At 45.4% G+C, this 18,754-nt stretch carries 18 protein-coding genes and 1 pseudogene; 10 read left to right on the top strand and 9 right to left on the bottom strand.

The window, feature by feature from the left end:
* The first annotated feature begins 207 nt into the window (after window positions 1–207).
* The 4 genes from ftsH (at window position 208) to B092_RS0100080 (ending at window position 5,454) form a co-directional block, all read left to right on the top strand.
* Complete coding sequence (gene ftsH, locus B092_RS0100095) at window positions 208–2,166, top strand: ATP-dependent zinc metalloprotease FtsH (RefSeq protein WP_018573203.1); 1,959 nt, start codon at window positions 208–210, stop codon at window positions 2,164–2,166.
* 79 nt (window positions 2,167–2,245) lie between these two features.
* Window positions 2,246–3,091 carry a dihydropteroate synthase gene (folP, locus tag B092_RS0100090; protein WP_026253484.1) on the top strand — a complete coding sequence of 282 codons (846 nt, stop codon included), beginning with the start codon at window positions 2,246–2,248 and terminating at the stop codon, window positions 3,089–3,091.
* Window positions 3,092–3,094: 3 nt separating this feature from the next.
* A complete protein-coding gene (gene glmM, locus B092_RS0100085) occupies window positions 3,095–4,438 on the top strand; it encodes a phosphoglucosamine mutase (RefSeq protein WP_018573201.1) in 1,344 nt (447 codons plus the stop codon).
* Window positions 4,439–4,671: 233 nt separating this feature from the next.
* Window positions 4,672–5,454 (top strand): GNAT family N-acetyltransferase, encoded by a 783-nt coding sequence (locus B092_RS0100080; protein ID WP_018573200.1) that lies wholly within the window; start codon window positions 4,672–4,674, stop codon window positions 5,452–5,454.
* Here B092_RS0100080 and B092_RS0100075 read toward each other — a convergent pair.
* On the bottom strand, window positions 5,375–6,958 hold the full coding sequence (locus tag B092_RS0100075) for a Ppx/GppA phosphatase family protein (protein ID WP_018573199.1): 1,584 nt from the start codon (window positions 6,956–6,958) through the stop codon (window positions 5,375–5,377). The genes B092_RS0100080 and B092_RS0100075 overlap by 80 nt on opposite strands.
* A gap of 230 nt (window positions 6,959–7,188) precedes the next feature.
* Between B092_RS0100075 and pstS the strand changes: the two genes are divergently transcribed.
* The 4 genes from pstS (at window position 7,189) to pstB (ending at window position 11,229) form a co-directional block, all read left to right on the top strand.
* Complete coding sequence (pstS, locus tag B092_RS0100070) at window positions 7,189–8,235, top strand: phosphate ABC transporter substrate-binding protein PstS (RefSeq protein WP_018573198.1); 1,047 nt, start codon at window positions 7,189–7,191, stop codon at window positions 8,233–8,235.
* A 292-nt stretch (window positions 8,236–8,527) separates the two neighbouring features.
* A complete protein-coding gene (pstC, locus tag B092_RS0100065) occupies window positions 8,528–9,490 on the top strand; it encodes a phosphate ABC transporter permease subunit PstC (protein WP_018573197.1) in 963 nt (320 codons plus the stop codon).
* A complete protein-coding gene (pstA, locus tag B092_RS15305; RefSeq protein ID WP_018573196.1) occupies window positions 9,490–10,392 on the top strand; it encodes a phosphate ABC transporter permease PstA in 903 nt (300 codons plus the stop codon). The genes pstC and pstA overlap by 1 nt, the downstream gene beginning before the upstream one ends.
* A 24-nt stretch (window positions 10,393–10,416) precedes the next feature.
* Entirely contained in the window at window positions 10,417–11,229 is an 813-nt protein-coding gene (gene pstB / locus B092_RS15300; protein WP_018573195.1) for a phosphate ABC transporter ATP-binding protein PstB, read from the top strand.
* 37 nt (window positions 11,230–11,266) lie between these two features.
* On the opposite strand, the gene B092_RS0100050 is transcribed toward pstB, so the two are convergent.
* From B092_RS0100050 to B092_RS0100020, 7 genes are read right to left on the bottom strand one after another with little or no spacing between them, the layout of a single operon-like run.
* Window positions 11,267–11,878, bottom strand: coding sequence for a DUF2946 family protein (locus B092_RS0100050; RefSeq protein WP_232244241.1), 612 nt, complete (start codon window positions 11,876–11,878; stop codon window positions 11,267–11,269).
* 32 nt (window positions 11,879–11,910) lie between these two features.
* Entirely contained in the window at window positions 11,911–12,519 is a 609-nt protein-coding gene (locus B092_RS0100045) for a Maf family protein (RefSeq protein WP_018573193.1), read from the bottom strand.
* A gap of 8 nt (window positions 12,520–12,527) precedes the next feature.
* Complete coding sequence (gene rlmH, locus B092_RS0100040; RefSeq protein ID WP_018573192.1) at window positions 12,528–12,998, bottom strand: 23S rRNA (pseudouridine(1915)-N(3))-methyltransferase RlmH; 471 nt, start codon at window positions 12,996–12,998, stop codon at window positions 12,528–12,530.
* On the bottom strand, window positions 12,998–13,411 hold the full coding sequence (gene rsfS, locus B092_RS0100035; protein WP_026253480.1) for a ribosome silencing factor: 414 nt from the start codon (window positions 13,409–13,411) through the stop codon (window positions 12,998–13,000). The genes rlmH and rsfS overlap by 1 nt, the downstream gene beginning before the upstream one ends.
* 41 nt (window positions 13,412–13,452) lie before the next feature.
* A complete protein-coding gene (gene nadD / locus B092_RS0100030) occupies window positions 13,453–14,064 on the bottom strand; it encodes a nicotinate (nicotinamide) nucleotide adenylyltransferase (protein ID WP_115063929.1) in 612 nt (203 codons plus the stop codon).
* Window positions 14,046–15,320, bottom strand: a complete 1,275-nt coding sequence (purD, locus tag B092_RS0100025) for a phosphoribosylamine--glycine ligase (protein ID WP_018573189.1) — start codon at window positions 15,318–15,320, stop codon at window positions 14,046–14,048. Before purD ends, nadD begins: the two co-directional genes overlap by 19 nt.
* A gap of 39 nt (window positions 15,321–15,359) precedes the next feature.
* On the bottom strand, window positions 15,360–16,100 hold the full coding sequence (locus tag B092_RS0100020) for a YebC/PmpR family DNA-binding transcriptional regulator (protein ID WP_018573188.1): 741 nt from the start codon (window positions 16,098–16,100) through the stop codon (window positions 15,360–15,362).
* Between the two features lie 154 nt (window positions 16,101–16,254).
* Here B092_RS0100020 and B092_RS0100015 point away from each other — a divergent pair, with 154 nt between their 5' ends.
* A complete protein-coding gene (locus tag B092_RS0100015; RefSeq protein ID WP_018573187.1) occupies window positions 16,255–17,742 on the top strand; it encodes a helicase HerA-like domain-containing protein in 1,488 nt (495 codons plus the stop codon).
* A gap of 71 nt (window positions 17,743–17,813) precedes the next feature.
* On the opposite strand, the gene B092_RS0100010 is transcribed toward B092_RS0100015, so the two are convergent.
* The gene (locus B092_RS0100010) at window positions 17,814–18,311 is read right to left on the bottom strand and encodes a MarR family winged helix-turn-helix transcriptional regulator (protein ID WP_018573186.1); all 498 of its coding nucleotides are present in this window, start codon (window positions 18,309–18,311) and stop codon (window positions 17,814–17,816) included.
* A gap of 237 nt (window positions 18,312–18,548) precedes the next feature.
* Here B092_RS0100010 and B092_RS0100005 point away from each other — a divergent pair.
* A pseudogene (locus tag B092_RS0100005) lies at window positions 18,549–18,754 on the top strand (IS256 family transposase); the annotation flags it as partial.

Here is an 18,754-nt window from a genome sequence, read left to right as displayed (position 1 = left end):
AGACCTATTGTGTTTATAGATTATTTATGCTGGGTTCTTGAGTTATGGATTTTTGACCCCACGATATTGAGATAGAATAAAGCACATTAATCTATAAACCATCGGTAGTGAGTCTTTATTAAGTGTAAATCTTACATTTAGCTGTATTTACTTGCTCAGTGTTTTATTATTATAAAATTATATTCGGTTTTTTTGGAGTACCATGTTTTGAATAATTCCTTTTCGAAATTTGCCATCTGGGCGGTAATTGCGATGGTCCTATTTACGGTATTCAGGCAGCTTGATGCACCTACAGCGCCTACTGATGCCGTGACATATTCGCAGTTCTTGGAAGATGCAAAGCAAGGTAAATTATCTCGTGTTGAAATCCAGGGGGATACGCTGACTGTTACCCCGGCAAATGGCCGTTCGTACACATTGACCGCGCCACGTGATCTCTGGATGGTGAGTGATTTGATTCGTGATGGCGTGCAGGTGTCGGCCCGTCCGCCTGAGCAGCCTTCTTTCTTTTTAAGTGCCTTATTATCTTGGTTCCCAATGCTTTTACTTATTGGGGTGTGGATTTTCTTTATGCGCCAGATGCAGGGCGGTGGCAAGGGAGGTGCCTTTAGTTTCGGCAAGTCTCGGGCACGTATGCTGGATCAGGCCACTAATCGCGTTACATTTGCTGATGTGGCGGGTTGTGACGAGGCCAAACAAGAGGTGAGCGAGATTGTTGAGTTCTTGCGCGATCCTTCACGTTTCCAACGCCTTGGTGGCCGTATGCCTCGAGGCGTCTTGTTGGTAGGTTCACCCGGTACTGGTAAGACCTTATTAGCCAAAGCAATTGCCGGCGAAGCTAAGGTACCGTTTTTCAGTATTTCCGGCTCTGACTTTGTCGAGATGTTCGTAGGTGTCGGTGCTTCTCGTGTACGTGATATGTTTGAAAATGCCAAGAAGCAGGCGCCGTGTATCATCTTCATTGATGAGATTGATGCGGTAGGCCGTCAGCGTGGCGCAGGCGTTGGCGGTGGTAATGACGAGCGCGAGCAGACCCTTAACCAGTTGCTGGTCGAGATGGATGGTTTCGAATCAGGTCAAAGCGTGATCGTAATTGCAGCGACTAACCGCCCTGATGTGTTGGATCCGGCTTTATTACGTCCCGGTCGTTTTGACCGTCAAGTCGTGGTTTCTCTTCCTGATGTTCGCGGTCGTGAGCAAATTCTTAATGTTCATATGCGTAAAGTGCATGTCGCGCCTAATGTTGACGCATCGATCATTGCGCGCGGTACACCGGGATTCTCCGGCGCTGATTTAGCCAACTTGGTCAATGAAGCCGCCTTATTTGCAGCGCGTCGCGAAGGCCGCATGGTTGATATGGTTGACTTTGAGGATGCCAAGGACAAGATCATCATGGGGGCAGAGCGACGTTCTATCGTTATGCCGGAAGAAGAGCTATTAAATACGGCGTATCATGAGTCCGGTCATGCGCTAGTGGCCAGGTTATTGCCTAAGACTGATCCTGTACATAAAGTCACGATTATTCCTCGAGGTCGTGCGTTGGGTGTCACGATGCAGTTACCTGAGGGTGACCGTTACAGTATGGATAAAGAGCGCTTGCTAAATATGATTGCCGTTTTGTTTGGTGGTCGTATTGCCGAGGAAGTTTTCATGAATCAGATGACGACCGGTGCATCCAATGACTTCGAGCGTGCTACGCAAATAGCTCGTGATATTGTGACCAAATACGGTATGACTGACTCTTTAGGCCCGATGGTTTATTCAGAGCACGATGCCGATCCTTTCTTGGGACGTCAGATGACGCGTTCGGCACCTGTATCTGAAGCGACTATGCAGAAGGTTGATGCAGAAATTCGTTCGATTATTGATCAGCAATATGCTGTTGCACGTAAGCTTATCGAAGACAATCAGGACAAGATGCATACCATGGCTAAGGCCCTCATGGAGTGGGAGACCATTGATATTGATCAGATTAATGACATTATGGAGGGTAAACCTCCACGTCCACCAAAGCTACCTGATCAACCTTATGACTCTCAGCCGCCGGGAGCAGGTAATGCACCCGCTGAGGCAAGCCCTGATGCAGTTCAAAAGCCACAAGACAAAAGCAGTGACAACAAAGATGGCAAGGACAAAGACGGGGATAAGCCGGTAGAGGCAGTTTAGACCTTTAGTTTTTTTATAAGGCACTGTGATATGATTTCGCAGTGCCTTTTTTGATTAATCATCAATAAGTTGTAATGTTATGAGTTCAAGTTTTACCTGTGGACGGTATGTCCTCGATTTGTCGAAGCCATTAGTGATGGGAATTGTCAATGTCACCCCGGATTCATTTTCTGATGGTGGTGCTCAGTCTGAGCAATTGGATTTAGCCATTGAGCACGGCTTACAGATGGTTGAAGAGGGCGCCCACATATTGGATATCGGCGGCGAATCGACTCGTCCGGGTAGTGATGCAGTATCAGTGGAAGAGGAGTTGCGGCGTATCATCCCGGTCATTAAGGGGCTTCGGGATGCCGGCGTACCTTTGTCGATTGATACCTTTAAACCGGAGGTAATGCAGGCTGCATTAGATGCCGGCGCCGATATGATTAATGATATCTATGCCTTACGTCAGCCTGGTGCGCTAGAGGTGGTGGCTAAGCATCCTAATTGCGGTATTTGTGTCATGCATATGGATGGCGAGCCTAAGACGATGCAGCTCTCACCACCTAACTATGACGGTGATATTACTGCGGCAGTGAAGCGGTTCTTAGAAGAAAGGGCGGATGTTTTGTTAAAATATGGGGTTAACTCTTCTAGGGTTATGCTGGATCCGGGTTTTTGTTTTGGTAAAACCGTTGCTCAAAATTATCAGTTATTAAATCAAATGGCAGAGTTAACAAGTTTAAACTTACCACTCTTAGTAGGTCTTTCACGTAAGTCCATGATAGGAGCCGTTGTTGGCAAGGAACCTAAACAACGAGTGGTAGCTAGTGTTGTTGCAGCCGTAGCGGCAGCCAAGCGCGGTGCGGCTGTGCTTAGGGTGCATGATGTCGTCGAAACGCTTGAGGGTTTGGCTGTTTCGCATGCAATTCATCAGGGAGATTAGTAAATGGCACGTAAGTATTTTGGTACTGATGGTGTACGTGGTCGCGTAGGTGGGCCTGTCATTAACGCTGAGTTTGCTCTAAAGCTCGCTTACGCTGCAGGGCGTGTGCTGGCTAATCAGGCATTAGAGGGAATTGAACGACCCACAGTGCTTATTGGAAAAGACACGCGAGTTTCGGGTTATATGATAGAGGCTGCCATGCAAGCAGGTTTTGCTGCGGCAGGTGTTGACGTATTATTGGCGGGGCCAATACCCACACCGGCAGTCGCTTACTTAACTCGCACCTTACGATTAAATGCGGGCGTTGTGATTAGCGCATCACATAATCCATACTACGATAACGGCATCAAGTTCTTTTCAGAAAATGGATTAAAGCTACCTGATGAAATTGAAGCCAAGATTGAGGCCCTGATTGATCAAGAGATTCAGTATGAAGAATCCGAATCAATAGGTCGTGCGCGTCGTTTAAATGACGCGGCAGGACGTTATATTGAATTCTGTAAGAGTAGTTTCCCCAATGATTTAAATCTCCGAGGACTCAAGATTGTTGTTGATGCTGCCCACGGTGCAGCTTATCAAGTCGCGCCGCATGTTTTTAAAGAGCTTGGTGCTACGGTGGTGGATGTGGGTTGTAGTCCTGATGGCTTTAATATTAACCGTAATGTTGGCGCATTATATCCGGAGCAATTAGTCGCGACGGTCAATGCCCAACGTGCGGACTATGGTATTGCGCTTGATGGTGATGCTGACCGTATACAAATGGTTGACTCTAAAGGCAATATTTACAATGGTGATGAGCTTCTCTATGCCATTATTTTAGAGCGCATGCAGCGTTCAGAGGTCAAAGGCGTAGCAGGAACCTTAATGACAAACTTTGGTTTTGAAAAGCGTCTAAACGAGTTAGGTATCCCATTGGAGCGCGCCAAGGTCGGTGATCGTTATGTCCTGGAAGCTCTGCACAATAATGGTTGGAATTATGGCGGTGAGAGTTCGGGGCACTTATTGTGCTTGGATTGTCATACAACAGGTGATGGCATTATTGCTGCATTACAAGTGCTCACCGCGGTGGTACGTAGTGGAAAGGCATTAGGCGAATTGATTAGCGATCTTAAAATGTATCCACAAATAATGATCAATGTCCCTTTAAAACCTGGCTTAGACTGGCAAAATCACGAAAAACTTAATCAAGTCAAGGCTGAGGTAAAGGCTGAGTTGGGTGATAAAGGACGTGTCTTAATTCGGGCCTCGGGTACAGAGCCGATTTTGCGCTTGATGGTAGAAGCTGAGTCCCATGAGCTTGCCAAACGCAGTGTTGAGCGATTGGCCGATGTTGATCTGGGTGCGTAGGTTTTTTTCTATGCATCATAGGTAAAAATTCAATCATTGCATAGTTCTCACGTAGGGTCCGGCGCATTTTTTGTGCCGGACCCCAAAATAAAAATAATTGAAAGAAATCTGTAAAGTGGCTTTTGTATAATGCTTGATGGTATTTAATTCAAAAGAATTGTGTCATCTTGTAATATATATATATCGTCACAAAACTTTTAGTTGTTTGTTTAGCATATTGAGGAAATTAACTTATGCAAGAGCTGATTGAGATTCCAAAGGACTTGAGCAGTATAGATGGTCCTAGCTTGGTATTAGGCATTGCCACTACGAAAGAGGAAGTGGAAGCTGTTCAGCGACTTCGTTACGATGTGTACACGAATGAGATGGGTGTGCATTTTCCGGATGCGATTGATGGTCGTGATGTCGACCACTTTGATCAGTTTTGTCAGCATTTGGTTGTGATGGATACCAAGGAAAATCTTGTTGTCGGTACATATCGCATTATGACCCCTGAAAAGGCGGTTGAAGCAGGGGGCTTTTATTCAGAATCTGAATTCGACTTAAGCGAAATGGCGCATCTACGCTCAGAATTGAGTGAGTGTGGCCGTTCATGCACCCACCCGAACTACCGAGATGGTGCGGTGATTATGCTGCTATGGAGCGGCTTAGCTCAATTCATGCGATATCATAATTTACAATATTTATTCGGTTGTGCCAGTGTCAGTTTGATGGACGAAGGTATTCAGGCGGCAAGGGTCTGGCAGTTAGCGAAGCAGCAGATGTTGGAATATGCCGATGAGCCAATTGTCACCCCGCACGAACCTTATCCTCTCGAGTTGCTGGAAGCCAAAGCCGATGGCGAGCGTATTCGCCAATCTCGTATGCCGGCCCTCATCAAGGGTTACCTAAAAATAGGTGCCCGTATTTGTGGTGAACCAGCTTGGGACAAGGATTTTAACGCGGTTGATTTTCCGGTGATTGTAGACGTTGAGAACATGGATCGCCGCTATCGACGACATTTTGGTTTTGACTGATTGGATTGATTGTAAACTCAAATCCGGAACCTTCCCAATCATGTTTTTCATTGGTTAGGCTAAGCTCTGTCAGTGGATGGTTTGTTAGCCAGCGCTTACTGATACTTAAATAGATATGTTTGCCTTTAATCTCTAATGCCAAGTTTTCTAAATGGATAGCTTGGCGATTGCGCAAAAACATTAGCGCTAGGCGCATACAGAGGATCGCTTGCCATTCTTCATCGGCGAGCTGACCAACCTCGGTTTTGTTTAACTTACCTTGAGAGACAAAATTCAGACGCGATAGGATGGTTTGCTCGTCTTTAGAAAAGCCCGGCATGTCGGCATGTTGAAGTACGTAAGCAGAGTGGCGGTGATAAGAAGATTGAGAAATACTCAAACCTACTTCGTGTAAATCACAGGCCCATCCCAGTAATAGTCGTAAATCATGAGGCCACTCTTCCTGCTCTTTTTTACTCAGTGTCAGTGCTGAGCCATATAATGCTTCTGCTAATAAGCGAACACGAGCGGCTTGCTTCGTGTCAACGCGATAGCGATGCATATATTGTGCAACGGTGCCGGAGCGGATATCAGTGGCTGTTTTACGGCCGAGCATATCATACAAAACACCGACCCTGAGGGCACCTTCACCTTGATTCATTTGTTGAATCTTCAGCTCTTTAAAGGCGGCCATCATAATCGCGAGACCCGCGGGTAAAACCTCAATACGATCTTCTTTTAGGTCTAATAGTAAGGGGGAATTAGCGGAGCCGGTTTTAATTAATACTTTTTTTAACTTTTCCATGCCTGCCAGCGTAATGCCGCGTTCAGAAAAGCCGGAGGCTTGTAAAACAGCCACAAGTGCTTTAGCAGAGCCTGATGAGCCAAAGGCTTCAGCCCAGCCTTGTTTACGATAGCTTTTACTGAGTACCTGAATCTGGTTACGGGCATTGATTTCTGCCTTTTTAAAGGCCTCAGCCGTAACGGCACCGTTAGGAAAATAGAGTTTAGTAAAAGATACACAACCAATGGCTAATGATTTGACTAAGACTGGTTGATAGCCTTGACCAATAATAAATTCAGTAGAACCCCCACCAATATCAACGACTAGGCGATTCTTGTCAGAAAAGGGCAGTTCATGCGCAACACCGGAGAAAACGAGTCGAGCTTCTTCTGGGCCCGACACAACCTGAATAGGAAAGCCTAAGGCTTCTTCTGCTTTTTTTAGCAGTACCTCTTTGTTTTTAGCGACGCGGAAGGTGTTGGTAGCAATCGCGCGAACTTGGCTGGGGTGAAAGTCTTGAATTCGCTCTGAAAAACGATTTAAAACGCTGATTGCGCGTTCTATCGCCTCGTCACTCAAAATTTTCTTATCATCTAGACCGGCTGCCAAGCGTACAGTTTCTTTTAGGCGATCAATCGCAAAAATATGCGCTACGCCCTCACGCTCTTCGATTCGTCCTACTGACAGGCGAAAGCTGTTGGAGCCTAGATCCACCGCAGCAAGTAAATTACTGTTTTCCATAAATTATTGTGTCTGTAAGGGTAAGGTTATTGTACAAAATTTTGTTTTGGAAACTGTTTTGATGAAGCAAATTAACGACAATTTCCCCCCTATGCGTTGAATGAATTTATGGTGTAATATTCTTGTAATATGTAGCTTGTACAATTCTGGTTGTAAATAAATACGCCGATATTATTTTGATTATCGAATTTTTAAACCGATATTTACAATCTGATTTCAAAAGGACGATCATGTTAAAACTAGCTTTATCACGTGTATCTTTAGCAGTGGCTTTAGGTGCTGCTACTTTCACAGTACAAGCTGCCGCTTCAGTGACTGGTGCTGGTGCTTCTTTCCCATACCCTATTTATGCTAAATGGGCTGCTGATTACCACAAAGAAACTGGTCATCAAATTAACTATCAGTCTATCGGTTCTGGCGGTGGTCAGCAACAGATTATTGCAAAGACGGTTGACTTTGGTGCGTCTGATGACCCGTTAAGCGGTGAGAAGTTAGCTGAAACTAACTTATTACAATTCCCTGCGCTTATCGGTGGTACTGTTCCTGTAGTTAACATCGAAGGTATCGAGCCGGGCAAGTTAAAATTAACCGGTACTGTACTTGCTGATATTTACTTAGGTAAAATCACTAAGTGGAATGACAAAGCAATTGCTGATCTAAACGAAGGTACACAGTTACCAAGCTCTGATATTATCGTTGTTCATCGTTCTGACGGTTCTGGTACTACTTTTGGTTGGACTAACTACCTATCACAAGTTTCTGACGAGTGGAAAGAAAAAGTTGGTGAAGGTAAAGCTGTTAGCTGGCCTGTAGGTCAAGGCGGTAAGGGTAACGAAGGTGTTGCCGGTTACGTTCGTCAATTAGCTAACTCTATCGGTTATGTTGAGTACGCTTACGCTAAGCAAAACAATTTATCTTGGACTCAGTTACAAAACCGCGACGGTAACTTTGTACAGCCTGAGCAGTCTTCATTTGCTGCCGCTGCTGCTAACGCAGACTGGGCTTCTGCTCCTGGTATGGGTGTTGTCCTTAACCATGAGCCGGGTGCTGAGTCTTGGCCTATCACTCAAGCTACTTTCATCTTGCTTCACAAAGTTGCTGATAAGCCTGGGCAAACTAAAGCAACCATGGATTTCTTCAACTGGGCTTGGGAAAATGGTGCTGACACAGCGTCTTCTTTAGACTATGTGCCTTTACCTAAAGAAGTAAGTGATGCAGTTCGCAAAGCTTGGGCTGATGAAGTTAAAACAGCTGATGGCTCTGCTATTTGGAAGTAATTTTTAGATTTATCATTTTGATTAATCTAAGCTGACAACGTTAGGCTTTCGTCTATCCAAGTGAATTTGGTAGGTGCATGCCTAACAGCAAGGAGGTCGGGCAGTGGGTTTAGTTATTTGCTGTCCGATTTTCTGTTTTCAATTTGTAATAATTCTTAAGTAAAATAGAGCAAGTGTTATACTCACGCGTTTGTATTTATTTAAGTTAAACTTACCGGATTGCTGTTGTCGACATGTTTAAAAACTATTGTCAATAATAGTAGGTATTTAAACCCTAATTCAAGAGGCTACGGTGTCGAAGAGTATATCTCCTTCTTCCGGCAAAAGTGGGGCAGGCTTGGCAGATTTGATTTTTGCTAATGCAGCACGCTTCTTTGCTTTTTTCGTATTTATTTTACTGGCAGCGATCATGTTATCGCTGGTTTACGGTGGCTGGGATTCAATCAAGGCTTTCGGTTTTAAATTTTTATTTACAACTGAGTGGAATCCTGTGCAAAACCAGTTCGGTGCTGTGGTACCTATTATAGGTACTGTACTAACAGCCGGTATTGCATTGGTTATTGCTGTGCCTGCTTCGTTCGGTATTGCCATGTTCCTTACCGAGCTTGCGCCAACTTGGATTCGTCGGCCCCTAGGTATTGCTGTTGAGATGTTGGCGGCCATTCCTTCGATTATTTACGGTATGTGGGGCTTATTTGTTTTTGTACCATTGTTCCAAAAGCATATTCAGGTCCATCTGATTGATTTCTTTGCACCGATTCCTGTATTGAATCAGATATTTGCCGGCCCTCCCATGGGGATTGGTTTATTTACGGCAGGTCTAATTCTTTCCATTATGATTATTCCTTATATCGCTTCGGTGATGCGAGATGTATTTGAAGTGGTGCCTGCGATGTTCAAGGAATCAGCTTATGGTCTAGGCGCTACGACATGGGAAGTGATGTGGAAGGTTGTACTTCCTTATACCAAAGGTGGTGTGATCGGTGGCATTATGCTTGGTTTAGGCCGTGCTTTGGGTGAGACGATGGCGGTTACCTTCGTAATTGGTAATGCATTCCGCATGCCTAATAGTGTGTTTGCACCGTCTAACTCCATTGCTTCAGCGATTGCTAACGAGTTTAACGAAGCATCAGGATTGCAGTTAGCCGCTTTAATTGAAATTGGTTTAATTCTATTCTTGATTACAACGGTTGTTTTAATGCTATCGCGCTGGATGTTGTATCGTTTGGAAAAAGGTCAAGGAAGTAAAACATAATGAGCAATCAAATGACGACTAATAGTTCCCACGCTTCTCGATTGCCGGCTAATTCGGTACTGCATAGTGGTAATAAAATTTATAAAAAACGCCGAGTGGTTAATAAAATTATGTTGACCCTCTCGCTCTGTACCTTAATTTTCGGTTTGTTTTGGTTATTCTGGATTATCGGTACGCTGCTTGTTAAAGGTGGCGGCTCATTATCGTTAGATCTGTTTACCCAAAATACCCCGGGTCCCGGTGGGCAAGGCGGTTTAGCTAACGCGATTGTCGGTTCGGTGATGATTTCAGCTGTTGCCACGTTGATCGGTACGCCGATCGGTATTTTGGCCGGTACTTATTTAGCAGAATATGGAAACCGTGGCTGGTTAGCACCTGCGACCCGTTTTTTAAATGATGTGTTGCTATCTGCACCATCCATTGTGATCGGCCTATTTATTTACTCAGTCTATGTCGCCCAAATTGGACATTACTCAGGCTGGGCCGGATCGTTTGCTTTAGCAATTATTGTGATTCCGGTGGTTGTTAGAACAACAGACAATATGCTGTTGTTGATTCCTAATAGCCTACGTGAAGCAGCGGTCGCTTTAGGCTGTCCTAAATACCGTATGATTCTGTCAATTTGTTATCGTGCTGCTTTATCAGGCATTATTACCGGTGTTTTATTAGCAGTTGCCCGAATTTTAGGTGAAACAGCACCATTATTATTTACCGCGCTAAACAACCAGTTCATGTCTTGGAGTATGAACTCGCCAATGGCTAACTTACCGGTAACCATTTATCAATTCGCCGCCAGTCCGTTTAATGACTGGAACCAGTTAGCTTGGGCCGGCGCAACGTTGATTACTTTATTGGTTTTAGGTCTAAATATTGTGGCCCGTTTAGTAACTCGTTCAAAATAATTTTTAAAGATTTTAGGATTAACAATGGATACTGTAGCACCAGCAAGAATTAGCCAAGAGGAATTGGATTTGGTTCCTTTAGATGAAACCAAGATTGAGGTTAAGAACTTAAACTTCCACTACGGCAAATTCCACGCAATTAAAAACGTTAATATGCGTATTGCACGTAATAAAGTAACGGCCTTTATTGGTCCGTCAGGATGTGGTAAGTCGACTTTGTTACGTATTTTTAATCGTATGTTTGAGCTTTACCCGGGTCAAAAGGCTGAGGGTGAAATTAATATGGATGGTGAAAACCTCCTAACCAGCGACACAGATATTTCTTTATTACGCGCCAAGGTCGGCATGGTTTTCCAACGTCCTACTCCGTTCCCGATGAGCATCTACGACAATATCGCTTTCGGCGTGCGTTTATTCGAAAACTTGAGCAAACCGGATATGGATGAGCGTGTCGAGTGGGCGCTTCAAAAAGCAGCACTTTGGACTGAGGTCAAAGATAAGCTGGGTCAAAGTGGTTACAGCTTATCAGGCGGTCAGCAACAGCGTTTGTGTATCGCTCGCGGTGTGGCGGTTAAGCCGGAAGTGATCTTGTTAGACGAACCATGTTCGGCATTAGACCCCATTTCAACGGTTAAGATTGAGGAATTGATCTCTGAGTTGAAAAATGACTATACCGTTGCCATCGTAACTCACAATATGCAGCAAGCGGCACGTTGTTCTGATTACACGGCTTATATGTACTTAGGTGAGTTAATCGAGTTTGGTCAAACTGATAAGATGTTTGTTCAGCCACGTCGCAAAGAAACGCAAGACTATATTACCGGTCGTTTCGGTTAATAGCCTAAATTTAAGTCTAGCGCCTGACTCTCACGTGTTAGGCGCTTGGGTGACTGATAAAGCCGAGGATTTCCTCGGCTTTATTGCTGTCTAGTTGGCTGCAAGGCGCAGTGAATCCGGCTAGGTTAAGCTTAAGCACACGTCCCGTAGCTAACAGCTCAATGTCTTGTTCATGTAATTCCCTAGCTGCGTCAGAGGCAGTATCAGAGGGTATGATTTGCGCCTGCTCTAAAAAAGCAGATGTGTCACGGCCTATCAGCATGGCAGGGCCTATATCTGTCTTGGCAAACACTCGCCCATCGTCAGAGAAGTGCCAATGCGCTATCGCGTTGACAGTATGACCGTGGTGCGTTTGAAGTCGCTGTTGAGTATCATCATAGAAAAGAATCAATGGCGCGTGAGGCAGGGTGACGTAGGCTTTTTGAGGGCCATTTTGCACATACCACTCGCCCTTGTCGTTGACACGGTAGTTTCGATTAAAAAATTCGATTAATTGCGTGTTTTCAATCGTATCTCCCTCAGGATCGGCGGCAAAGTCACCTTGGTGATGAAAACGCCACAAACCGCGAGCATTAAGAGACAACCAGCCATAGGCGGCGGGTACATTAGGCCATTTTTTCATGGCGGCTAATACGCGTTCGTCCATCATAAAAACCTCAACTTAATGGGTGAGGAAGGGAATTACTGTGCTTTAAGTGTCTTTAGCAGTTCCCACGTGTCGCTTAAAGGTAAGCCAACGACGCCGGTGAAGCTACCTTCCAGTCTTTCGATAAGCATAGCACCTAAACCTTGAATCGCATAGCCGCCGGCTTTACCGATGCCTTCGCCGCTACGAACATAATGTTCAATTTCAGCGTCACTTAGTTTTCTCATGCGCAGTTTGTTGATGCTGCTGCGCTCTAAGGTGTGCTGTGGAGTGATAAGAACAAGGTGGGTGTGTACCTCATGCTCTTGTCCTGAGAGGATTTGCAGGCTTTGGCGAACATCATGATCACTATGTGCTTTATCAATGACTTGGCCGTTGAGTATGACACAGGTATCAGCCGCAAGAATAGGGCGTATTTCAATAGTATGTGTGCTTGCCTGCAGATAGCTTAATGCTCGTTGGGCCTTTTCTCTTGCCGTGCGCACGACATAATCTGCCGGAGCTTCGCCGGGAAAAATAGGTTCGTCCTCACCTTCATCGGCTTCCGGTACGCGTAAAACCTCATGGTGGACTTCTATTTGCTTTAGAAGCTCATGCCGTCTGGGGCTTGCGGATGCTAAGTAAATAAAAGGGGGTGTCATCATGTCGGAAGCTATTCTCGGTGATAAGGGTGATTAGTTAAAATTGACCAAGCTCTATAAATTTGCTCAACCAAAAGAACTCGTACCATCGGGTGGGGCAAGGTGAGGGAAGACAAGCGAATTTTTTGAGTGATACTCCGCTTGAAATCAGCATCAATGCCATCCGGTCCGCCGATAATTAAGCTGACGTCTTGCTGGTTTTCTATCCAATGACCAAGCATCGTTGCAAGATGCTGCGTGCTGATGTCTTTACCGTGTTCATCAAGCACGATCACGAGATTGTGTGATGGAATGGCTGCTTGAATGCGTTTTGCTTCAGCGGCCATCATTTGTTCCGGCGTCTTGCCTGTGTTGCGAGGCTCAGCTTTAATTTCTTTCAGTTCAACCGAACAGTCGTTGGGAAGGCGCTTGGCATAATCTTGCCAAGCAGTCTTAACCCAGTCCGGCATGCGGTGGCCCACCGCTATTACGGTGGTTTTCATTAATCCTCTTCGGGGTAGGGTTGGGTTGGATCAAAGCCCTGATTGATTTGAGGGATGAGACGGGATTGAGGAAGTAAATCAACTTCCACCGGCTTTTCGCCCCAAATGGCTTCAAGGTTATAGTATTGACGAATGGCAGGTTGCATACAATGAACAACAATATCGGCCAGATCCAGCACAATCCACTCACCTGTGTCTTCACCTTCAACAGATAAGACATCAAGCTTTTGCTCACGTACTGCATCAAACACGCTGCGAGCTAAAGAGCGAGTCTGTCGGTTTGAGGTACCGCTGACAATAATCACACGATCAAATAGACTGGTCAGTCCGGTTGTGTCAAACACCTGAATGTCTTGAGCTTTTGCATCTTCTAAAGCATCAATGACTAGGCGTTGCATGTCTTCTAGTGGCATATTTAACATAAAAATCCTTTTGTTTTTATCGAGCGGTTCTGTTAATTCTTATAAAGATGATGCTCGTTAATGTATTGTATGACCTCAGGATGTACATAATCACTGACGTCTTCATTGTTGGCCAGACGCTGGCGAACCTCAGTTGAGGAAATATCCATTTCATCAAAGAAAATCTGAATAATTTCTTTACCTGGGACCTGAGCATCCAGCATGGCTTGGGGTATCTCTGAGGAGTAGTCAGGACGTTTTGCAATGACAAGCGTCAGAGTTTGCATGATTTCCTGCCAACCATTCCACGTCGTGAAGTTTTGCAATTGGTCTGTGCCCATGAGCCAAAAATAATCAATGTTTTTGTCTAATTGTCTAACTGTATCCACAGTATAAGTGGGGCCATCTCGCTCGATCTCCATGGTGTTGAACAGGATCTTGGGGTTGTCCTCTGCTGCAATCTTCAGCATGGCCAGACGATGCTCCCGACTCACTGACAATGTGTCTTTTTGCCAAGGTTGACCGGCTGGCAGTAGCTCCACATGTTCTAAGGGTAATTGCTTTAGAGCGCTTAACGCTAATTCGATATGCGCGATATGAATTGGATTAAAGCTGCCGCCTAAGAGGCCGATCTTAGGGCGCACCGTCATTTTATCGCTCGCCATGCAATATCTTTGCGGAACTGCATACCGTCAAATTTAATAGATTCAATCGTCTCGTAAGCTTTTTGTCGAGCTTCTTCGATCCCCTGTCCAAGTGCGGTGACGCAAAGTACACGTCCACCTGAGGTGGTTATTTCGTCGTCGACCAGTTTAGTGCCGGCATGAAACACCATGACGTCATCACTATCGTGTGGCAAGCCGGTAATCACGTCACCTGTGCGTGGGTCAGCAGGATAGTTGTGTGCGGCCAATACCACGCCAATAGCACTGCGAGGATCCCAGTCGATGTGTACTTGATCTAAGTTGCCCTGAGTAGCTGCTTCAAATAAAGCGACAAAGTCATTTTTCACGCGCATTAAAAGCGGCTGAGTTTCGGGATCGCCTAATCGGCAATTAAACTCAAGGACTTTAATAGGGCGCGTGGCGTCGTCGCCTTCGCCAATCATCACGCCGGCATATAGAAAGCCGGTGTATTCAATGCCATCGGTTTTCATGCCTTCAACGGTAGGAATAACTACTTCACGCAAGATACGATCATGAATGATGTCATTGACAATCGGAGCAGGGGAGTATGCACCCATACCACCGGTATTGGGACCAAGATCGCCATCTAATTGGCGCTTATGATCTTGACTGGACGCTAGGGGAAGAATGGTTTTGCCATCACAAAGGACGATAAAACTCGCTTCTTCACCCTCTAAAAATTCTTCGATAACAACCAATGCACCGGCCTCACCAAATTGACCGCCAAGCATATCGTCAATTGCCTGGTGCGCCTCTTCGGGAGTCATCGCAACAACGACGCCCTTGCCGGCGGCTAAGCCATCTGCCTTGATAACGATAGGAGCACCATGCTGATCGACGTAGTCATGGGCCGCTGAGGCTTCTGTAAAGCTGGCATATGCGGCCGTTGGAATGTGATGACGAACCATGAAGGCTTTTGCAAAATCCTTGGAGCTTTCTAACTGAGCTGCTGCTTGACTTGGGCCGAAAATTGCTAAGCCCTCGGCGCGAAAATGATCAACCACACCAGCAGCCAAAGGCGCCTCAGGACCAACGACGGTTAACGCTACTTGATTGTCCTTGGCAAAACGCACCATTTCTTCAGGTGTGTTGAGATTGACGTTAATCAGACGCTCGGAACGAGCTGTGCCACCGTTGCCCGGTGCTACAAAGACTTTATCCGCATTAGGGGATTTGGAAAAACTCCACGCTAAGGCGTGTTCACGACCACCGCCACCGATCACTAAAATATTCATAAGGATGTTGCTAATACTCTTTAAAGATTAAATTACTAATTACTCGCCTGCTTCTTCTTCGTCAAAAACGGCGTTGGTATACACTTTTTGTACGTCATCTAAGTCTTCTAACATGTCGATGATCTTTTGCATTTTGTTGGCGTCGTCACCAGATAGCTCGATTTCATTTTGTGGCTTCATCACGATTTCAGCGACTTCCGGTTCAAGCTCCGCCGCAATAAAGGCGTCACGGACTTGAGCAAAATCGGTCGGTGCAGAAATCACTTCGGTGAGGCCGTCTTCGTCGGTTAGGACGTCTTCAGCACCTGCTTCTAAAGCAACTTCCATGATTTTCTCTTCGTCGATATCAGGAGCAAAAAGAAATTGACCGACATGATCAAACATAAAGGTCACTGAGCCGTCGGTACCAAGATTACCGCCATTTTTAGTGAGGGCGTGACGCACGTCGGAGACGGTGCGTGTGCGGTTGTCGGTCATACAGTCAACAATCACCGCGGCGCCATTAATGCCGTAACCTTCGTAACGAGCAAACTCATAGTCATCACCATCTGCTGCGCCGACACCGCGTTGGATCGCGCGATTAATATTGTCCTTGGGCATATTGTTCGCGGTTGCTTTGTCGATGGCCAAACGTAATGGAGGGTTAGTGTCCGGATCAGGGCCGCCACCACGCGCTGCAACGGTGATTTCACGGATGATTTTTGTCCAAATTTTACCTCGTTTGGCGTCCTGGCGACCTTTGCGGTGCTGGATATTCGCCCATTTACTATGACCTGCCATAATGTGTTCTTTTAATTTAAAAAGGTTAAACTGATGTAATAAATTATTAGTATAAGTATATTAATTTTGATATTTTATTGTGCCTTGATTTTACCTTGATTGGCACTTTTTTTATAGAATAGCCCTAATTATAGCCTTTTAAAAGGAATCCTTTATGCTCGAGCCCATTGCCTTCGGATGTAATTCTGAAAAAGACGTTGTTTTACACCCAAAATTAGCTAATCGCCATGGTTGCATTACAGGTGCGACTGGTACCGGTAAGACGGTCACGTTACAGTTAATGGCAGAAGCGTTTTCCAGGATTGGCACACCGGTGTTTTTAGCAGATGTTAAGGGAGATTTGTCCGGCATTTCGCAAGCCGCAGTAATGACTGAGGGCTTACAAAAACGCTTGGAGAAACTTGCCTTACCGGAGCCTAAGTTAGGGGCTTGCCCGACTGTTTTTTGGGATGTGTTTGGTGAAAAAGGGCATCCGGTACGCGCCACGATTAGTGATATGGGGCCGTTATTGTTGGCACGGGCCATGAATCTTAACGATACCCAGAGCGGAATTTTAAATATTTGCTTCAAATTGGCTGATGACGAGGGCTTGTTGTTGCTTGACCTCAAGGATTTACGAGCAATGCTGCAATTTGTCTCAGACAAGGCCAAAGAGCTACGAACGACTTATGGCAATATTTCACCGGCGTCGGTAGGTGCCATTCAGCGTGCTTTGCTTGAATTAGAAGTGCAGGGTGGTGATGTTTTTTTCGGTGAGCCGATGCTTGATGTATTTGACCTGATGCGTACGGATGCTAATGGTCAGGGCGTAGTAAATATCTTAGCAGCTGATAAGTTAATGCAGTCACCCAGGTTATATGGAGTTTTCTTGCTATGGTTACTAGCCGAATTGTACGAGAACTTACCGGAAGTGGGCGATTTAGAGCAGCCTAAATTCGTTTTCTTTTTCGATGAAGCGCACTTGTTATTTGATAGTGCGCCCAAGGCATTATTGGAACGCATTGAGTTGGTTGTGCGCTTAATTCGTTCTAAGGGGGTAGGCGTTTATTTTATTACACAAAATCCCTTGGATATTCCGGACGCTGTGTTGGGTCAATTAGGTAATCGCGTACAACACGCTTTACGAGCTTATACCCCGCGAGACCAACGCGCAGTTAAAACAGCTGCTGATACGATGCGCCCTAATCCTCCCTTAGATATACCGCAAGTGATTACAGAGCTGGGGGTGGGCGAGGCTTTGGTTTCATTTTTAGACCCTAAGGGTATCCCGACGCCTACCGAGCGAGTCTGGATGTTTGCGCCAGGGAGTCGTATTGGTTTGGCCACAGCAGATGAGGTGGCACGTATTCGTGCTGCGTCATTATTTACGCATAAATATGATCAACCAGTGGATCGTGAGTCGGCTTATGAGCTGCTGCTGCGTCGAGCGGAAGAAGCGGTTGCAGAAGAAGCCAAAGAGCAGGAGGGCGGAAGTGGCTTAGTGGGTATGCTCAAAGATGCGTTATTAGGTTCGACGGGCCCTCGGGGTGGACGACGCGAAGGCTTGGTAGAGCAGGTAGCCAAGACAGAAGCTCGTCGTATCGCAAGAAATATGATGCGCGGCGTATTAGGCTCGTTATTAGGTCGGGGTAGTAAGAGATAAATAAGCTTGTTTAACTAAAAATAAAAAGGAGATGATTTGATGTCATCTCCTTTTTTATTTTTTAACGAGTTTTAACCTTTTTCATCTGGGAAAATTGAGGCGTAGCTTTCAGGTAAGTTATGAAAAATCAGTTTTTTATTTAAAGCGAGATAGGTATCAAATTCTTCTTTGCTGAAGCAGGAGTAAAAATCGTTTAATGTTTTTTCAATAGTTTTAATAATTTCTACTTGTAGGTTATTGCTTTTTTCGGTTAGTGCTAATTCTACGACGCGTTTGTCTTTTTCGGAACGCTTGCGGGTGATTAAGCCCTTGGCTTCTAATCGGTTAAGTGTGCGCGTCATTGCGCCTGTGTCGACGCCGATGATGCTTGCTAATTCAGCCGCTGTGTTGACGTCGCCGCAATCGAGCAGTACGATAGGGCGCCACTGAGCGCCGGTTAGGCCTAGTCGTAATAAGTTTTCATCTAACTGTTCATTAATCGCTTTGTGGATAATGCGCAGTAGATTGCCGACGTTTTGTTCATTTTCTAAGTTGTCGCCTGTGTTGGCTTCTAGTTTGATATGGTTCATGGCGGTTATGGCGCAACGGCATAAGACAATACATTTACTTTATTATCAGGCATGCTACTATTTATGGGGTATATTTTTAATTAATTTAAGTTTACAACTAAATAGGAATAGCAGTAAAAATACAATGACTGACGTTGCTTAGAGCTATAGTCATTTGTGGTGTATGAGGAAAAAAGAAGGTGGCGTATCCTGTTGATTGTTTCGACCAAGAAATAACCAACAGTTGAGTGATACGCCATGACCAATACTACCTTGAATGTTCTTTCACAACCAGATGAAACTGGCACAGATGTGCTTACCGCTTTGCTACGTAATGGAGCTCGCCAGCTCATTGCGCAAGCAGTTGAAGCTGAGTTGCAACAGCTGCTGCAAACCCATGAAGACAAACTCTTGCCTGATGGCCGCAAAGCCGTGGTGCGCAACGGCCATTTGCCCGAGCGTAG

This window comes from Oligella ureolytica DSM 18253 (assembly GCF_000373745.1).
Taxonomy (GTDB): domain Bacteria; phylum Pseudomonadota; class Gammaproteobacteria; order Burkholderiales; family Burkholderiaceae_B; genus Oligella; species Oligella ureolytica.
The sequence above is the reverse complement of the archived record's forward strand: the minus strand, read 5'-3'. Positions and strand labels throughout refer to the sequence as shown.

What these genes read in the sequence shown, in the direction of transcription:
- folP (WP_026253484.1), top strand. Translation starts at nt 2,246, where the DNA reads ATGAGTTCAAGTTTTACCTGTGGACGGTATGTCCTCGATTTGTCGAAG.
- glmM (WP_018573201.1), top strand. Translation starts at nt 3,095, where the DNA reads ATGGCACGTAAGTATTTTGGTACTGATGGTGTACGTGGTCGCGTAGGT.
- B092_RS0100080 (WP_018573200.1), top strand. Translation starts at nt 4,672, where the DNA reads ATGCAAGAGCTGATTGAGATTCCAAAGGACTTGAGCAGTATAGATGGT.
- B092_RS0100075 (WP_018573199.1), bottom strand. Translation starts at nt 6,958, where the DNA reads ATGGAAAACAGTAATTTACTTGCTGCGGTGGATCTAGGCTCCAACAGC.
- pstS (WP_018573198.1), top strand. Translation starts at nt 7,189, where the DNA reads ATGTTAAAACTAGCTTTATCACGTGTATCTTTAGCAGTGGCTTTAGGT.
- pstA (WP_018573196.1), top strand. Translation starts at nt 9,490, where the DNA reads ATGAGCAATCAAATGACGACTAATAGTTCCCACGCTTCTCGATTGCCG.
- pstB (WP_018573195.1), top strand. Translation starts at nt 10,417, where the DNA reads ATGGATACTGTAGCACCAGCAAGAATTAGCCAAGAGGAATTGGATTTG.
- B092_RS0100050 (WP_232244241.1), bottom strand. Translation starts at nt 11,878, where the DNA reads ATGATGGACGAACGCGTATTAGCCGCCATGAAAAAATGGCCTAATGTA.
- B092_RS0100045 (WP_018573193.1), bottom strand. Translation starts at nt 12,519, where the DNA reads ATGATGACACCCCCTTTTATTTACTTAGCATCCGCAAGCCCCAGACGG.
- rlmH (WP_018573192.1), bottom strand. Translation starts at nt 12,998, where the DNA reads ATGAAAACCACCGTAATAGCGGTGGGCCACCGCATGCCGGACTGGGTT.
- rsfS (WP_026253480.1), bottom strand. Translation starts at nt 13,411, where the DNA reads ATGCCACTAGAAGACATGCAACGCCTAGTCATTGATGCTTTAGAAGAT.
- nadD (WP_115063929.1), bottom strand. Translation starts at nt 14,064, where the DNA reads ATGGCGAGCGATAAAATGACGGTGCGCCCTAAGATCGGCCTCTTAGGC.
- purD (WP_018573189.1), bottom strand. Translation starts at nt 15,320, where the DNA reads ATGAATATTTTAGTGATCGGTGGCGGTGGTCGTGAACACGCCTTAGCG.
- B092_RS0100020 (WP_018573188.1), bottom strand. Translation starts at nt 16,100, where the DNA reads ATGGCAGGTCATAGTAAATGGGCGAATATCCAGCACCGCAAAGGTCGC.
- B092_RS0100015 (WP_018573187.1), top strand. Translation starts at nt 16,255, where the DNA reads ATGCTCGAGCCCATTGCCTTCGGATGTAATTCTGAAAAAGACGTTGTT.
- B092_RS0100010 (WP_018573186.1), bottom strand. Translation starts at nt 18,311, where the DNA reads ATGAACCATATCAAACTAGAAGCCAACACAGGCGACAACTTAGAAAAT.